At 62.6% G+C, this 15,995-nt stretch carries 14 protein-coding genes and 3 tRNA genes; 11 read left to right on the top strand and 6 right to left on the bottom strand.

Annotated elements, in window-relative coordinates; genetic code table 11:
- The first annotated feature begins 185 nt into the window (after positions 1-185).
- The 3 genes from rsxC to I6E42_RS01670 are packed head-to-tail and all read left to right on the top strand — an operon-like array spanning position 186 to position 3,790.
- The gene (gene rsxC, locus I6E42_RS01680) at positions 186-1,508 is read left to right on the top strand and encodes an electron transport complex subunit RsxC (RefSeq protein ID WP_235370114.1); all 1,323 of its coding nucleotides are present in this window, start codon (positions 186-188) and stop codon (positions 1,506-1,508) included.
- Entirely contained in the window at positions 1,505-3,160 is a 1,656-nt protein-coding gene (locus I6E42_RS01675; RefSeq protein WP_235370113.1) for an RnfABCDGE type electron transport complex subunit D, read from the top strand. The genes rsxC and I6E42_RS01675 overlap by 4 nt, the downstream gene beginning before the upstream one ends.
- 42 nt (positions 3,161-3,202) lie before the next feature.
- Positions 3,203-3,790 (top strand): Rnf-Nqr domain containing protein, encoded by a 588-nt coding sequence (locus I6E42_RS01670; RefSeq protein ID WP_235370112.1) that lies wholly within the window; start codon positions 3,203-3,205, stop codon positions 3,788-3,790.
- A 70-nt stretch (positions 3,791-3,860) separates the two neighbouring features.
- On the opposite strand, the gene I6E42_RS01665 is transcribed toward I6E42_RS01670, so the two are convergent.
- Entirely contained in the window at positions 3,861-4,031 is a 171-nt protein-coding gene (locus tag I6E42_RS01665; RefSeq protein ID WP_235370111.1) for a DUF1540 domain-containing protein, read from the bottom strand.
- A 53-nt stretch (positions 4,032-4,084) separates the two neighbouring features.
- Entirely contained in the window at positions 4,085-4,951 is an 867-nt protein-coding gene (locus tag I6E42_RS01660) for a hypothetical protein (RefSeq protein ID WP_235370110.1), read from the bottom strand.
- A gap of 112 nt (positions 4,952-5,063) precedes the next feature.
- On the opposite strand from I6E42_RS01660, the gene I6E42_RS01655 reads away from it, so the two are divergent.
- From I6E42_RS01655 to I6E42_RS01620, 8 genes are all read left to right on the top strand, one after another.
- Entirely contained in the window at positions 5,064-5,276 is a 213-nt protein-coding gene (locus I6E42_RS01655; RefSeq protein ID WP_235370109.1) for a hypothetical protein, read from the top strand.
- Positions 5,277-5,433: 157 nt separating this feature from the next.
- Positions 5,434-6,246: a peptidoglycan editing factor PgeF gene (pgeF, locus tag I6E42_RS01650; protein WP_235370108.1), complete on the top strand. Its 813-nt coding sequence runs from the start codon at positions 5,434-5,436 to the stop codon at positions 6,244-6,246.
- Between the two features lie 18 nt (positions 6,247-6,264).
- Positions 6,265-7,776: an ABC transporter substrate-binding protein gene (locus I6E42_RS01645; RefSeq protein ID WP_235370107.1), complete on the top strand. Its 1,512-nt coding sequence runs from the start codon at positions 6,265-6,267 to the stop codon at positions 7,774-7,776.
- Positions 7,777-7,945: 169 nt separating this feature from the next.
- Entirely contained in the window at positions 7,946-11,626 is a 3,681-nt protein-coding gene (locus I6E42_RS01640; protein ID WP_235370106.1) for a phosphoribosylformylglycinamidine synthase, read from the top strand.
- A gap of 146 nt (positions 11,627-11,772) precedes the next feature.
- Positions 11,773-11,982 (top strand): hypothetical protein, encoded by a 210-nt coding sequence (locus I6E42_RS01635; protein WP_235370105.1) that lies wholly within the window; start codon positions 11,773-11,775, stop codon positions 11,980-11,982.
- 119 nt (positions 11,983-12,101) lie between these two features.
- A tRNA-Met gene (locus I6E42_RS01630) sits at positions 12,102-12,178 on the top strand.
- A 38-nt stretch (positions 12,179-12,216) separates the two neighbouring features.
- Positions 12,217-12,291, top strand: a tRNA-Glu gene (locus tag I6E42_RS01625).
- Positions 12,292-12,313: 22 nt separating this feature from the next.
- Positions 12,314-12,389 (top strand) — tRNA-Val (locus I6E42_RS01620).
- 88 nt (positions 12,390-12,477) lie between these two features.
- On the opposite strand, the gene I6E42_RS01615 is transcribed toward I6E42_RS01620, so the two are convergent.
- From I6E42_RS01615 to I6E42_RS01600, 4 genes are all read right to left on the bottom strand, one after another.
- Positions 12,478-13,365, bottom strand: a complete 888-nt coding sequence (locus I6E42_RS01615; protein ID WP_235370214.1) for an aldo/keto reductase — start codon at positions 13,363-13,365, stop codon at positions 12,478-12,480.
- Between the two features lie 64 nt (positions 13,366-13,429).
- Positions 13,430-14,146 carry a carboxymuconolactone decarboxylase family protein gene (locus I6E42_RS01610; RefSeq protein WP_235370104.1) on the bottom strand — a complete coding sequence of 239 codons (717 nt, stop codon included), beginning with the start codon at positions 14,144-14,146 and terminating at the stop codon, positions 13,430-13,432.
- Between the two features lie 23 nt (positions 14,147-14,169).
- On the bottom strand, positions 14,170-14,613 hold the full coding sequence (locus tag I6E42_RS01605) for a flavodoxin (protein WP_235370103.1): 444 nt from the start codon (positions 14,611-14,613) through the stop codon (positions 14,170-14,172).
- Between the two features lie 424 nt (positions 14,614-15,037).
- Positions 15,038-15,991, bottom strand: coding sequence for a tRNA dihydrouridine synthase (locus I6E42_RS01600; protein WP_235370102.1), 954 nt, complete (start codon positions 15,989-15,991; stop codon positions 15,038-15,040).
- Between the last annotated feature and the right edge of the window lie 4 nt (positions 15,992-15,995).

The following is a 15,995-nucleotide window of genomic DNA, read 5'->3' as shown; positions in this document are numbered from 1 at the left end:
TTTCCACCAACCACCATATTTTAACAGTCCCGCGCCCGGATGATCCACCTAAATATGAACTTTTTCGAAACAGACTGGACAGACGGAAGCGATTGGATTATGATATGTTTTGTATGCGAAAGTCGAATCCGCGCGTATTTTGTCCCCTCCGCGGAAGGGGCGGACAAGTACGGGGAGGTCAAGCAATGAGACATTTCTTTTTCGGCGGGGTGAATCCCGCTCCCCATAAAGAGAGTACCCGCCGCAAGCCCATCGCCCGGATGGAACACCAGCCGAAGCAGGTGGTCATTCCCCTGGTCATGAGCACCGGGGAGGCCGCCATCCCGGCCGTCAAGCCGGGGGCGCGGGTGGCCATCGGCCAGCCCATCGCTATGGGCCAGGGACTCAGCGTCTCCGCCCACGCCAGCGTCTCAGGGCGGGTCCTGGCCATTGAGGAAAGGCCCCACCCTTGGGGCGGCACCTGTGATGCCATCCTGCTGGAGAACGACGGAAGAAACACCCCCTGGCCCGGCCGTCCGGAACCTCTGGACCCCACTCAGGTCACCCGTGAACTGCTGCTGGCCCGGGTGCGGGAGGCGGGGATCACCGGCATGGGCGGGGCCGCCTTCTCCACGGCGGAAAAGCTCAGTCAGGCCGCCGGAAAGGTGGACACCCTGATCGTCAACGCCGCCGAGTGCGAACCCTATATCACCGCCGACCACCGCCTGCTGCTGGAGCGCAGCGACAAGATCCTCCAGGGAGCCCAGACCCTGGCCCGGGCCCTGGGCGCCCAGCGGGCCGTTCTGGTCACCGAGGGGGACAAGCTCAATGCCGCCGAAGCGGTGGAGCGCCGGCTGCGCAAGCGCAGCGGCAAGGTGGAGCTGTGCACCATCGGCACCCGCTACCCCTTGGGCGCGGAAAAGCAGATCATCCAGACCGTCACTGGGCGGGAGGTCCCGCCGGGGGGCAGCCCGCTGGACGTGAAGTGTGTGGTCCTCAACGTGGCCACCGTCTTCGCCATCCAGGAGTGCCTCTTCCGGGGCAAAGCCCTGACCCACCGGACCGTCACCGTCACCGGCGGTGCGGTGTCCCGCCCCCGGAACCTGTGGGTCCCCATCGGCACCCCCCTGCGCTGTCTGGTGGAGGAGGCGGGGGGCCTGCGGGAAAAGGCCGACCTGATTCTCACCGGCGGACCTATGATGGGCACCCCCCAGCACGACCTGGAGGCCCCGGTGGTCAAGAGCACCAACGGACTGATCTGCCTGACCCAGTATGAGCGCCGCCAGCCCGCCCCGGAGTCGGTGTGCATCCGCTGCGGCAAGTGCGTGGCAGCCTGCCCCATGCACCTGGCTCCCGCCTTTATCAGTCAGGCCGTCCGCCAGGGAGAGATTCACAAGCTGCCCCGCCTCCATCCCCAGGACTGCATGGAGTGCGGCTGCTGCTCCTATATCTGCCCCGCCGGCATCCCCCTGCTGGAACTGGTGCGCCAGGCCGGCGAATTGATGGAGAAGGGAGGACAGCGCCAATGAATTCCACCCGTTCCCTTCGCCTCCCTCCCCAGATGGGACAGCCTACCACCACCGCCGCCATGATGGCCGACGTCATGGTGGCCCTGCTCCCCTCCCTGGCCATGGCCGTGTTCTTCTTCGGCTTCCGGGTTTTGCTCCTCACCGCGGTATCCATCGGCTCCTGTCTGCTGTTTGAGTACCTGTACCGCCGCTTGACCGGCCGGTCTGACACTCTCCGGGACCTGTCCGCCTGTGTCACCGGCCTTCTGCTGGCCCTGAGCCTGCCCGCCACCGCCGCCTACTGGGTCCCCGTACTGGGCGCGGCCTTCGCCATCGTGGTGGTCAAGCAATTTTACGGCGGTCTGGGAAAAAACTTTATGAATCCCGCCCTGGCTGGCCGGATGCTGCTGGCCACCTTCCCCATGCTGATGACCAACTGGTCCAAACCCCTGGACCGGCTCTCCCTCTGGGGGGTGGACGCGGTATCCGCCGCCACTCCCCTGTCCTATCTCCACACCGGGTCCCTGCCCCCCCAGGGGCTGGACCAGCTGTTCCTGGGCCTCCAGGGCGGCTGTCTGGGGGAGGCCTCCTCTCTCATGCTGCTGCTGGGCGGACTCTATCTGGTGATGCGCCGGGTCATCTCCATCCGGATCCCCGCCTCCTATCTGGGCACAGCGGCCCTCCTGGCCCTGCTGTTTGTTCCGGAGGGGGTATCCGCCGGGTCCTGGGTGGCCGCCCAGCTGCTCAGCGGCAGCCTGATTTTCGGCGCGTTCTTCTTCGCCACCGACCCCACCACCTCTCCCGTCACCCCCAGGGGACAGATCATGTTCGGGGTGGGCTGCGGCGCGCTGACCATGCTCCTGCGCTTTTTCAGCTCCTACCCCGAAGGGGTGGGCTGGGCCATTCTCACCATGAACTGCTGCGTGTGGCTGCTGGACCGGGCCGGCCTCCCCCGCCGCTTCGGCGCCGGACGGTTCTCCGTACTCCGGGAATATCTGTCCCGCGCCCGCCTCAGCCTGGCTGAGATCCACTTTATCAAGCCCGATCTCCATTTCTCCCTGATCAAAGAGGGCAAAATGCCCGGAGAAGCCCATTTGGATCAGATCCGTTCCCAGGCCAAGGCCTTGCTCCACCTCGGAGCGGTACTTCTGGCCACTGTGCTGGTCATTTTTGGTGTCCACCGTTTCACCGATCTGGATACCGCACGGGCCGAGGCCGAACAGCAGCAAAAGCTGCTTGCCCAGGTAATGCCCCAGGCCGCCTTCAGCTCCGAGACCCCCTACCGGGCCTCCGGCGCGCTGAGCATTCAGGCCGGATACAGCGCGGACAACGAGCTGGTGGGCTACTGCATTGAGGTCCAGGCCCAGGGCTTCAGCGGCGCCGTCACCATGGAGGTGGGCGTGGACCTGGACGGCAAGGTCACCGGTGTGGCCGTCACCGACCACAAGGAGACCTCCGGCGTGGGCACCGAGGCCATGACCCCCGCCGCGCTTCACCGGTATGTGGGCAAGTCGGGCACTATCCGCTCCTCGGGCAGCAACTCCGTGGACGCCGTCTCCGGCGCCACCGCCACCTCTCAGGCCATCACCGCCGGCGTCAACCGGGCGCTGGCTATCGTCGCCACACTGGACCAGGAAGGAGGAGACGTGGACTATGTGGATGGAGAAGTATAACATTTCCTCCCTGACTGCGTGCTTCGGAAAGGAGGCCGCTCCATGGGTATCCTAGATTTGGCGGGTGTGGCACTGGCCGCCCTGCTGTCGGAAAACTTCGTTCTGGTCAACTGCATGGGCATCGGCACCCGGGTCCGGAGCTTTCGGGACCCCATGGACGCCCTGCGCACCGGCTACTGCCTGACGGTGGTCATGGTGCTGGGAGCCCTGTTTTCCTGGCTGGCCGACTACCTGGTTTTCACCCGGTTCGGCCTACAATACTACCGCCTGTTGTTCCTGGCTCTGCTGGTTCCCGGCCTGGTGGCCGGACTGCGAAAGTTCATCCAAGTCTGTCTGCCCGAACTGTCCCACCGAATGGATGAGAACCTGGCCTCCATCTCCACCAACTGCGCCGCCCTGGGTTCCGCCCTGCTGGTGGTCCAGCGGGGATACAGCCTGCCTGCCGCCCTTTTGTTTTCCTTTTTGGGGGGCGTGGGCGCTACTGTTGCCACGGCCAGCTTCGCCAGCCTGCGGGAGGAGGTCAGCTTCGAAAGCTGTCCCCGGTGTTTCCGTGGCCTCCCGATCCTGTTCATCACAGCCGGCCTGATGGCCCTGGCCCTGGTGGGATTCTACGGGCTCCATCTGGGCTGAATCCGCCCCTTGCTGATAGAAAAACGCCGCCGCGGAACGGTTTCCGCGGCGGCGTTTTCTTGACGTCAGGTCACTTGCCCAGCTTGAAGGACGCGCACTCGGTACCCTCACACTTGGTGGGATTACTGTCGCAGCAGCCCACCTTAATGGACGACAGGGAACAGCAGTCGTAGGGGCCGTTGTGGAACGCGCAGCTGGAGACAGAGCACTTGATGCTGGTATTGCAGGATTTCTGATCCATACATAAAACCTCCTCACATGAGATGTCTTCAGTATGGACCAAGACAGGATTTCTTATTCCTTGGTGCCCTGTATTTTTTCCGGCTCGGCCTGCGTCGCTTCTTTCTGTTCTCCCCCGCCCAGCACCTGGGGGATGAACCGTTTGGCGAAACGCCCCTTGCCTCTGCCCTTTACGTAAAAATAGCCGATGAAAGAGAACACCACCGCCCCCACGAAGTTGACCACCAGGTCTTTCATGGTGTCCAGGATCCCGATGTCCAGATAGCCACCCAGGCCCAGGGGAATTTCCTCCCCATTGGCCACCACGATCACGTCGGTGATCCCCTTGATGGCCACGGGGGTGTTGCCTCCGGTGGGGTCCAGCATCACGGAGGAGATGCTGGTCACCACGGCGTCCTTCTGCATATCCAGCAGGAACAGCTGATCCATGGCACATTCAAAAAATTCCCACAGAACACCGATGGTCATAGAAAAGCAGAAGGCCACGATGGCCATAAAGACGGGGGATAGAGACAGGGAGAAGCGCTCGTTCCGGTCAAACATATCCACCAGGGAAAAGCCGATGGCGGCACAGAGAAATCCGTTGAGGGTGTGAAGCATGGTGTCCCAGCCCTGGAAGGTGGTATAGAAGGCGCTGATCTCTCCCAGGATCTCCGCAGCGAAAATGAAGATCATAATGATGATCTCCAGGGTGTCCGGCAGGTCGATCTGGAGCCGCCGCTCGAAAATCGTGGGCAGCAGAAACAGCACCAGCGTCAGCAGGCACAGGAAAACATTTTCAAAATTCCGGTTGAAAAACTGGGCCACCATGATGAGAATGACCATCAGGCGCAGCACCAGATATACCGCGGTCACACTTCTCTTCCGCCTGAGTTCCTGATGGGCCGCGCGCATGGCCGCTTTCCAGCCCCCTCTTTTCATAGGCGTTCCTCCTCCATTCTGTTCTGTCTTGATGCATTTATGATATACCCCTCCCAAAAGAAAGTCAAGAAACCGCCCCTTCCACATAGAATGGGAACGGAGGTGATCTCTCTTGGATCTGCGCAATCAAAACATAACGGTGGGAGAGCTGCTGGACAATCCCCGGTCCCGGGCGGTGTTTCAGCGGAGGTTCGGCAAGCTGATGCAGCACCCCATGGTGGGCGCGGCCCGCTCCCTGACCCTGAAGCAGCTGGCTGAGATGGCGGCGGTCTACCTGCCCCGGAAGACCATCCAGGAAACCCTGCGGGAGCTCCAGCAGCTCTGAGCGCTCCAGGCAACATTTTCAAAGCGTCCAGACCGGGTTTTGAAATTTATACTGACGGAAAAGGGCTTGTTCTTTTCAACTTCGTTGACTATATGGGTTGTCAGAACGAAAATTTTAGGATAAAATAAAACATCATCAGAGAAATGGAGGGACAGCCATGGACATCATCCGCCAGGAGCGCCATGGCGTCTCTTTTTATGCCTGCACCCACCCCGCCTGGGCGGGAACAGCCCACGGCTTTTCCACCCGGCTGGGCGGCGTCTCCCCCGCCCCCTGGGGCAGCATGAACCTGGGTGCCAACCGTGGGGACGCCCCGGCCAATGTGGAGGAAAATTTCCGCCGCTTCTGCGCCGCCGTGGGCACCGATCCCGATGCTCTGGTCAAAAACCACCAGGTCCACAGCGGTTTGGTCCGCTCCGTGGGCCGGGCGGACGTGATGGACAGCCCCGCAGCCCCCGGCGTCTTTGACGCCGACGGCCTGGTCACCGACGAGCCCGGCGTATGCCTGACTATTTTCTCTGGCGATTGTATTCCCATTCTGCTCTATGATCCCAAGGCCCGGGTCATTGCCGCCGCCCACGCCGGCTGGCGGGGCACCGCCAGCCGCATCGCCGCCCGTGCGGTGGAGGCTATGGTCCTGGATTACGGCTGCGACCCCGGGGATATTCTGGCCGCCATCGGCCCCGGTATCGGCCCCTGCTGCTTCGAAACCCACGCCGATGTCCCCGACGGCCTGCGTGCCGGACTGGGCGCGGAGGCGGAGCCCTTCATCCACCCCCTCCCCGGCGGCGAAAAATTCACCGTGGACCTGAAGGGGGCCAACGCCAGGTGGCTGGAGCGGGCCGGAGTGGCGCCGGAGCACATCGCCCTGTGCCCCGCCTGCACCGCCTGCCAGCTGGACCTGTTCTGGTCCCACCGGGTCCAGGGGAACCGGCGCGGCAGCATGGCCGCCATGATCCAACTTGTCTGAACACGAAAAGGAACCTGTATGAGACAACTTCTCTCCCTGCTGTTATCCGCCGTTCTGGTCCTTGCCCTGCCGGCCTGCGGCTCCACCGGCGGAACTTCGGACAGCCAGCCGGACCCCGTCTCGGCCTCCTCTGACGGCACCTCCCAGGAGCCGATGGCCATTCCTTTCTCCCTGGCTGTCTATCCCGCTTACAGCCTTCACCCCGTGCTGGGGGAAAACCGGGCCAACCTGACCCTGGCCCCCCTGCTCTACGAGCCCCTGTTCCAGCTGGATGAGAACTTCCAAGCCGTACCGGTGCTGTGCCAAAGTTATTCCGCCAGCCCGGACAACCTGTCCTGGACCTTCACCCTCCGCTCCGGCGTCACCTTCTCCGACGGGACTCCTCTCACGGAAGAGGCGGTGGCAGCCGCCCTGAACACCGCCCGGCAGGCGGGCTCCCGCTATGCCCAGCGGCTGCAGGATGTGGCCGCCGTCACCGCCGGCGAAAACTCTGTTGTCATTACCCTCAGCCGTCCCAACGGCGATCTGCCCGCCCTGCTGGACATCCCCATCGCCAACGGCACCGGGGACCGCCCCGCCGGGACCGGCCCCTATGTACTCGCCGGATTGGGAGACGCCCTGTCCCTCACCGCCCGGACCGGCTGGTGGCAGAGGAAAACCCTCCCCGCCCAGGAGATCCCGCTGAAAGCGGTGGAGCGCAGCGATGACCTGCTCTCCGCCTTCGCCTCGGGGGACATCGGCCTGGTGGATGTGGACCTGATGGGCACCAACTCCCTGGGCTACTCGGGCAGCTATGAGACTTGGGACTACGCCACCACCGACCTGCTCTACCTGGGCTTCAACACCCAGCGGGGGCTCTGCCAACGCCCGGAGGTCCGCCGTGCCCTGGCCCGGGCTGTAGATCGGGACTCCATCGTTCAGGTGGATTACGCCCGCCACGCCTGCGCTTCCCTCCTGCCCGTCCACCCCAGCAGCTCCCTGTACGACCAGTCGCTGGCCCAGACGCTGTCCTATGACCCGGAGGAAACGGTGGCTCAGTTGGAGGAGCTACGGCTGCTGGGCCGCTCCCTCACCATTCTGGTCAACAGCGAAAACAGCGCCAAAGGCGCCGCCGCCCAACGCATCGCCTACCAGCTGGAGTCCGCCGGCATGGAGGTCACGCTGACCAAGCTGGCTTTTGAAGACTACACCGCCGCCCTGGCCGCGGGCAATTTCGACCTCTACCTGGGCGAGGTGGTGCTCACCGCCAATTTTGACCTGTCTCCCCTCCTGTCCTCCGCCGGCTCGCTGAACTACGGCGGATGGCGCGAGGAGCAGACGGATGGTCTGCTGTCCATCCTGCAGGGGGCTTCCGGCTCCGCCCGGACCTCCGCCGCCCGCGCCCTGTTCACCCATCTGGAGGAGCAGGTCCCCCTGGTCCCCATCTGCTTCAAAAACGGCTCCGTCCTCACCCAGTGGGGCCGGCTGTCCGGCCTGTCCCCCGTCCGGGGCAACGTGTTCGCCCAGCTGGAAAACTGGAACCTCCAGTGAGGGGACAATCCTCCGTACCGCACACAGTCTTTGATCCGTCGATCCTTGGAGTATCCAAATTAAGATAAAATAGAGAAAGATAGGTAAGAGTTCCGGCGGGCTTTTCGGTCCCGGCGCTGTTATGCGGCGATTCCGGCTCTTATCTCCAAAAAGTGGAGGAATCAGAATTATGAGTGTTTACCGCTGCTATTCCCAGAAAAAGCCCGGCTTTGACGTGGAGGCCCAGGGGCTGTGCAAGGCCCTCCAGGAGCAGTTGGGCATCCAGAACCTGAAGTCCGTGGCTATCCTGAACCGCTACGACGCCGACCAGATCGATCCCGCCGTCTACGAGCAGGCCAAGGGCATCGTCTTCTCCGAGCCCCAGGTGGACGTGGTCTATGACGAAGTTTTCCCCGTCCTCGCCCAGCCCCACGCCATCCTGGCGGTGGAGGCCCTGCCCGGCCAGTTTGACCAGCGCTCCGACTCCTGCGCCCAATGCATCCAGCTCATGGCCGGGGTGGACCGCCCCCTGATCGCCCACGCCAAGGTGTACATTCTGGAGGGCGAACTGACCCAGGTCGACCTGGACAAGATCAAGCACTACCTCATCAACCCCGTGGAGAGCCGGGAGGCCTCCGCGGAAAAGCCCGCCACCCTGGTCCGCACCTACGACATCCCCGACCATGTGGCCACCATCGAGGGCTTCACCGCTTTGGACGAGGCCGGTCTGGGCGACCTGCTGTCCTCCCTGGGCCTGGCCATGGACCTGGACGACCTGAAATTCCTCCAGGCCTATTTCCGGGATGAGGAAAAGCGCGACCCCACCATCACCGAGGTCCGCGTCGTCGATACTTATTGGTCTGACCACTGCCGCCACACCACCTTCTCCACCCATCTGGACACCGTGGACATTGCCGACCCCGAGATCAAGGCGGCCTACGAGCGGTACTTGGCCGCCCGGGTGGAGGTCTACGGCGAGGAGAAGGCCGCCAAGCGGCCCCAGACCCTGATGGACCTGGCCACCATCGGCGCCAAGACCCTGAAAAAGCGCGGCCTGCTCCCCGAACTGGACGAGTCCGAGGAGATCAACGCCTGCTCCATCCATGTCCCCGCCCAGGTGGACGGCAAGGAGCAGGATTGGCTGCTCATGTTCAAGAACGAGACCCACAACCATCCCACCGAGATCGAGCCCTTCGGCGGCGCAGCCACCTGTATCGGCGGCTGCATCCGCGACCCCCTGTCCGGCCGTGTCTATGTCCACCAGGCCATGCGCTTCACCGGCGGCGGCGATCCCCGGGTGCCCTTTGAGCAGACCCTGGAGGGCAAGCTCCCCCAGAGGAAGCTGGCCACCACCGCCGCGGCCGGCTACTCCTCCTACGGCAACCAGATCGGCCTGGCCACCGGCCACGTGGCCGAGGTCTACCACGACGGCTACATTGCCAAGCGCCTGGAGTGCGGCGCGGTGGTAGGCGCGGCCCCCGCTGAGAACGTGGTCCGGGAGTGCCCCGCTCCCGGCGACGTGGTCATCCTCCTGGGCGGCCGCACCGGCCGGGACGGCATCGGCGGCGCCACCGGCTCCTCCAAGAGCCACAACAAGAAGTCCCTGACCACCATGGCCTCCGAGGTCCAGAAGGGCAACGCCCCCGAGGAGCGTAAGATTCAGCGCCTGTTCCGCAACGGCGAGGTGACCCGCCTCATCAAGCGCTGCAACGACTTCGGCGCCGGCGGCGTGTCCGTGGCCATCGGCGAGCTGGCTGACGGTCTGGAGATCGAACTGGACGCGGTGCGCAAGAAGTATGACGGCCTGGACGGCACCGAGTTGGCCATCTCCGAGTCCCAGGAGCGCATGGCCGTGGTCGTCGCCCCCCAGGATGTGGATAAGTTTATCGCCGCCGCCGAGGCGGAGAACCTGGAGGCCTACCGGGTGGCCACCGTCACCGCCAGCCCCCGGATGGTCATGCACTGGAAGGGCCGCACCATCGCTGACCTGTCCCGTGAATTCTTGAACACCAACGGCGCTGTCAAGCACGCCTCCGTGGCGGTGGACAAGCAGGACCGTTCCAAGCTAGGCGAGACCCAGTTCTCCAACCTGAAGGAGATGGCCGCCAGCCTGAAGTGCGGCTCCCGCCGCGGCCTCACCGAGCGGTTCGACGGCTCCATCGGCGCCGCCTCCGTCCTGATGCCCTTCGGCGGCAAGACCCAGGCCACCCCCGCCCAGGCCATGTCCGCCCTGTTCCCCGTGCTGCCCGGCCAGGAGACTGACCAGGCCAGCGTCATGGCCTGGGGCTTTGACCCCGACCGGACCAGCGTGGACCCCTACGCCGGCTCTCACGACGCCGTCTACACCTCCATGGCCAAGCTGGTAGCCGCCGGCGCCGACTATAAAAAGGCCTACCTCACCTTCCAGGAGTTCTTTGAGAAGCTGCGGGAGGAGCCTCAGCGCTGGGGCAAGCCCTTCTCCGCCCTGCTGGGCGCCCTGGACGCCCAGCTGGAGCTGGGAGCCGCCGCCATCGGCGGCAAGGACTCCATGTCCGGCTCCTTCCTGGACAAGGACGTGCCTCCCACCCTGATCTCCTTCGCCATCGCCCCCGTCAAGGCCGCCCAGGTCCTCTCCCCCGAGTTCAAGGAGGCCGGACACCCGGTCTACCTGTTTGCCAGCCAAGACAGCAAGGCCGCCTGGGAGGCCTTCCACGCCCTCCACACCGCCGGTAAGGTGAAAGCCGCCTGGGCCGTGGAGCACGGCGCGGCAGAGGCCGTGATGAACATGTCCTTCGGCAACCAGATCGGCTTCCAGGCCGGGATGAACGATGTGGATTGGTACGCCGCCCAGCCCGGCGCCATCGTAGCTGAGCTCACCGAGGAGGTCAACGAGCCCACTGCCGTCCGCCTGGGCGAAACCACCGAAGTGCCTATGATCGCCCTGCCCGGCGAGGCCGTCTCCGTGGACGAGCTGCGCCGGCTCAACGACGGCGTGCTGGAAAAGGTCTACCCCACTCTGGCGGGCACCACCGAGGCGGTGGCCCCCATCTCCTGGGACAAGCGCTCCCCCGCCGTCTGCCGGCACAAGACCGCCCACCCCAAGGCCGTCATCCCCGTCTTCCCCGGCACCAACTGTGAGTATGACACCGCCCAGGCCTGTATCCGCGCGGGCATCGACCCCCAGATCGTGGTGGTCCGCAACCTGACCACCGATTTCCTGGCCCAGTCCGCCCAGGCCCTGGAGCAGGCCATCCGCTCCGCCCAGATGGTGGTGCTGCCCGGCGGTTTCTCCGGCGGCGACGAGCCCGACGGCTCCGGCAAGTTCATCGCCTCCTTCCTCCGCTCCCCCGCCATCGCTGACGCCATCATGGACCTGCTGAAAAACCGGGACGGCCTGATGCTGGGCATCTGCAACGGCTTCCAGGCCCTGGTCAAACTGGGTCTGGTGCCCTACGGCGAGATCCGCCCCATGGACGACTCCTGCCCCACCCTGACCTACAACCTCATCGGCCGCCACCAGTCCCGCTACGTCACCACCCGGGTGGCCTCCGTCCAGTCCCCCTGGATGCTCAAGTCCAATGTGGGCGACCTGCACACCATCCCCATCTCCCACGGCGAGGGCCGCTTCGTCGGTCCCCAGTCCGTCATTGACAACCTCATCGCAGGCGGTCAGGTGGCCACCCAGTATGTGGACCTGAACGGCCAGCCCACCATGGACATCTCCGCCAATCCCAACGGCTCCATGGCTGCCATCGAGGGCATCTTTTCCCCTGACGGCCGTGTCTTCGGTAAAATGGGCCACCTGGAGCGCCGGGGCCAGTACGTGGGCGTCAACATTCCCGGCAATAAGCACCAGCCTCTCTTCGAGTCCGGCGCCGAGTATTTCAAGTAATTGCCGCGCACACCTCCGCCATTGCTTCTCCCCGCCGCGGGCCTGTCCCGCGGCGGGGATTTTTATCGGATTTTAATGTTCCTTTTCCCGGCTTTTCAGACGGGTCTGCTATCCTGTACCCATCTTAACAAGGGAGCGGTACAACGATGATCACTCTGACTATTTTATATGTTATTCTGGTAGTGGCGCTGTCTGTCTTCATGGCGCTGTTCAGTATTCCCTTACTGTTGGTGCTGGGCATCCTGTCTCTGGCTGGACTCCTGCTGCTGGTCAAAGGACTGCTGACCCTGCCCTTCCGGCTTCTTAACCTCCTCCCCGCCATCCTGATCCTGGCCCTGGTCCTGCTGCTGTTCTGACAGGATATGCTCCCCTTTCCGGCTCCGACAGAAAAAGATAAAAAATTAGAAATTAGCTGTTGACAAATCCGCCATTATCCGCTATACTATCTCTTGCCCTGTTCGAGATGAACAGATATGGCGGCATAGCTCAGTTGGCTAGAGCATGCGGTTCATACCCGCAGTGTCCCCGGTTCGAATCCAGGTGCCGCTACCAATTAAAGTGTCCGGACATTCGTCCGTTCCATATAATACGGCCCGGTGGTCAAGCGGTTAAGACTCCGCCCTTTCACGGCGGCAACACGGGTTCGAGTCCCGTCCGGGTCACCACCTTTTTCAGCCGTCTCAATATGGAGGCATAGCTCAGCCGGTAGAGCGTCCGCCTCACACGCGGAAGGTCACAGATTCGAGTTCTGTTGTCTCCACCATGTAAAACACCTGAAATCCAAAGATTTCAGGTGTTTTACTTTTCCTCCCTTTTTCTTCGGCGGGCCGCCGCCCTATGGACAGGTCCCCTTACCAGTTCTTTTCCTCTTTTGCGCTGTCATGCTGTTGTTTACGCTCCTCCACCATTTTTACGAACCACTCCACCATGGCCGGGTCCTGATGGGAAAAGAAAGCGCTCTCCGCCCGGTCCAGCCCGGCGATGACCGCCATATCTCCGTCAGACAGCACAAAATCAAATACGTTGAAGTTCTCCTCCATCCGTTCTATATGGGTGGACTTGGGAATTACCACGATTCCCCGCTGGATATGCCAGCGGAGCATGACCTGAGCAGGTGTCTTGCCGTACTTGGCCGCGATCTCCCCGATGACAGGATTTTCAAATGTTCCGCCGCGGCCCTCGCCAAAGGGGGCCCAGGCCTCCAGTTGGATCCCGTACTTGTCCGCCCACTCCTTGGCGTTCTTCTGCTGGTTGAAAATATGGACCTCCACCTGGTTGATCACAGGCTTGATTCGGTTGAAGGACGCAAAATCCACCATACGGTCCGCGTAGAAGTTGGAGATGCCGATGGCCCGGATCTTCCCCTCCTCGTACAGCTCCTCCAGCGCCCGCCAGGCGCCGTAGGTATCGGAGAAGGGCTGGTGCAGCAGTACCAGGTCCAAATAGTCGGTTCGGAGCTTGCGCATGGACTCCAGCACAGAGGCCTTCGCCTGCTCGTAGCCGTAGTGCTCGATCCAGACCTTGGTGGTCAGAAAAATATCCTCCCGGGGGACGCCGGACTTCTGGATGGCGCTGCCCACCTGCTCTTCGTTGAAATAGCTCTGGACCGTGTCAATGGATCGGTAGCCCACTTTCAGGGCGTCCAGCACACAGCGCTCACATTCCTCCCGGGTCACCTGGTAGACGCCGTAGCCCAGCACCGGCATTTTCACACCGTTGGATAAGGTAACATATTCCATCATGATTTCCTCCGATCTTGCATGATCGACCGTATTTTCCCAGCCTTCGACGAAAAGTCTTCCGTTAAAAAGGATACCCATTCACCGGTTCCAGCCATTCAGTGGAGGTCTGCTCGCCGGGGACCTCCACCGCCAGATGGGTGAACCAGCTGTCCTTTGCCGCGCCGTGCCAATGCTTGACGCCGGCAGGGATCACGACTACATCGCCGGGGTGCAGCGCCCGTGCCGCCTCGCCCCACTCCTGATACCAGCCCCGGCCATCGGTACAGAGCAGGATCTGTCCGCCGCCCTTCTCCGCTTTGTGGATATGCCAGTTGTTGCGGCAGCCTGGTTCAAAGGTCACATTGGCGATGGGGACGCCTTGGGTGGTGAGCCTCTTGAGATAGCTCCGGCCGACGAAGTATTGGGCAAAGGCATCGTTGGGGGCGCCCAATCCAAACATTCCGCCCTTTGCCCCATCCTCCTCTCCATAGACCTCCACCGCCACGCGGAAAGCAGCCCAGGCGTTGGGCCACCCGGCATAGAAGGCCAGGTGCGTCAGGATCTCCGCCATCTCGTCTCTGGTCACACCATTCTTTTTCGCCACAGACAAGTGATGTTGGAAGGAAATGTCCACCATGCCCTTGCTCACCAGGGCGGCCACAGTGATGATGGAACGCATCTTCGGGGAAAGGCGGTCCTCCCGGGACCAGACCTGCCCGAACAGTACATCGTCGTTCAGTTCTGCGAATTTAGGGGCAAATTCCCCCAGGGCGTCGCGGCCCGCTGTCTGTTTTTCCATATTGCTCCTCCTTCTTTGTCCCCTTATTCCCGTGCCAACCACTTTTTCATTGCTGGACCGGCCTTAGCGGAGGTGCTTCCATAGATTTCCAACCCCGTCTCTACCTTTGCGCCGGGGCACAGCCGGCGGATGTCGCTCTCGCTACGGCCCAGGCCGCTGCCCTCGTGGGTACAGAAGGGCCGGATGGTCTTGCCGTTCCAGTCGAACCGCTCCAAAAAGGTGAACACCGCCATAGGCATGGTCCCCCAGTAGTTGGGGTAGCCCAGATAGACGGTGCCGTACCCGTCCAGACTGTTCGGACAGCTTTTTAATTCAGGACGGGCGTCCCGGCGCTGATCCTCCTGGGCTTGGGCAATACACTCGTTGTAATCCTTGGAATAGGGCTGAACCGGCTCGATTTTAAACAGGTCCGCCCCGGTCAGCTCCCGAAGCAGCTGTGCGGCTATCTCGGTATTGCCTACCCTCACCCTTCGCAGCACTCCGCTGAAATAGTTCTCGTCAGCTCTGGAAAAAACGCGATCAATGCCCGGTCCATAGGATCCTCCTCCCTTGTTCTTACGTTGCAGCCCTATTGTACCGCTGCTTTTCCTCCCCGGGAAGAACAGATGCTGCAACAGTGTATTAACCGCAAGGCAATGCGGTCCCGCCTTTTCATGGAGCTGCCCCACATTTCAAAAAAGGGAACTCTTTGCACTCAAAATATGTCCGCGAAGCCGCATAAACGAAAAGGGAGGCTGTGCCAAAACACAGCCTCCCCTCAGAAGCCCCTGTCGGGGTTTGGGACAGATTCAAAAACGATCCTCAGAAATCGCCGGGAAAGCCCCCTCACGGGTGTGATCCCATGCTATGTCATTCAGGACGACTGCCATGGCCCAGGCGCCGGGCGCACTTTTATGTCCAATCCGCATCCTCCAGCAGGGGACACTCCCGGAAGATCTGATTGACCGCACCCTCATAGGCGGCGGAGTCCGAGGCCTTGCGCAGTTGTTTCAGGGGTTTTTCCGCCCCGGCAAACAGACGGCTCAGATAGCCCCACAGTTCCTTCATGTGGTACACTGTGTTCTTCTGGCTGCCGAATACTTCCAAATAAGTATGATACAACTCATCGTGGAAGGCCCGCAGGGTCTCCCGGTCCGCGCCCGGTCCGCCCTTGGCCTTTCGGACCAGCGCTGGGTCGGCCAGCATCCCCTGGCCCATCATCACCCGATCCACCTGGGGAAACCTGGACCGGAGCCGGGCGCAGCCCTCCGCCGTCACCAGGCCGCCGTTGTAACACAGCGGCCCGGAATAGCCGGCCAGCGCCTGTTCAAAGGCCTCCATCCGCACCGGCTCCCGGTAAAAATCCTTTCGGACCCGTGGGTGGATGATGAGCAGAGAGATGGGATATTTCCCAAAGATCTCCAGCAAACGGGGAAATTCCTCCGGGGACTCCATGCCCAGCCGGGTTTTAATGGAGACGGCCCCCTCCGCATGGGCGAAGACTTCCTCCAAAAACCGCTCCAGCCCTTCCGGATCGGCCAGCATCCCGGCGCCCTTCCCCTTGGCGGTGACCGTGCCCGAGGGGCAGCCCAGATTCAGGTTGACCTCGTCGTACCCCATGGCGTACAGCTCCTGGGCCGCCCAGCAGAAGTCCTCCGGATTCTTGACCAGCAGCTGGGGCACCGCCCGGAAGCCCCGGTTGTGCTCCGGCAGGATATTGCGCAGCTCCCGCGGGGTGAATACATGGTCCCGGGTGGGGGTAAGGAAGGGCATGTAATACTTGTCCACGCCGGGAAAATACCGGTGGTGGGCGGTGCGGTAAATGGCGCCTGTGACCCCCTCCATGGGGGCAAAGTAATACTCCACAGCG

The sequence above is a fragment of the Pseudoflavonifractor phocaeensis genome, assembly GCF_021531815.1.
Lineage (GTDB): Bacteria > Bacillota > Clostridia > Oscillospirales > Oscillospiraceae > Lawsonibacter > Lawsonibacter phocaeensis_A.
The sequence above is the reverse complement of the archived record's forward strand: the minus strand, read 5'-3'. Positions and strand labels throughout refer to the sequence as shown.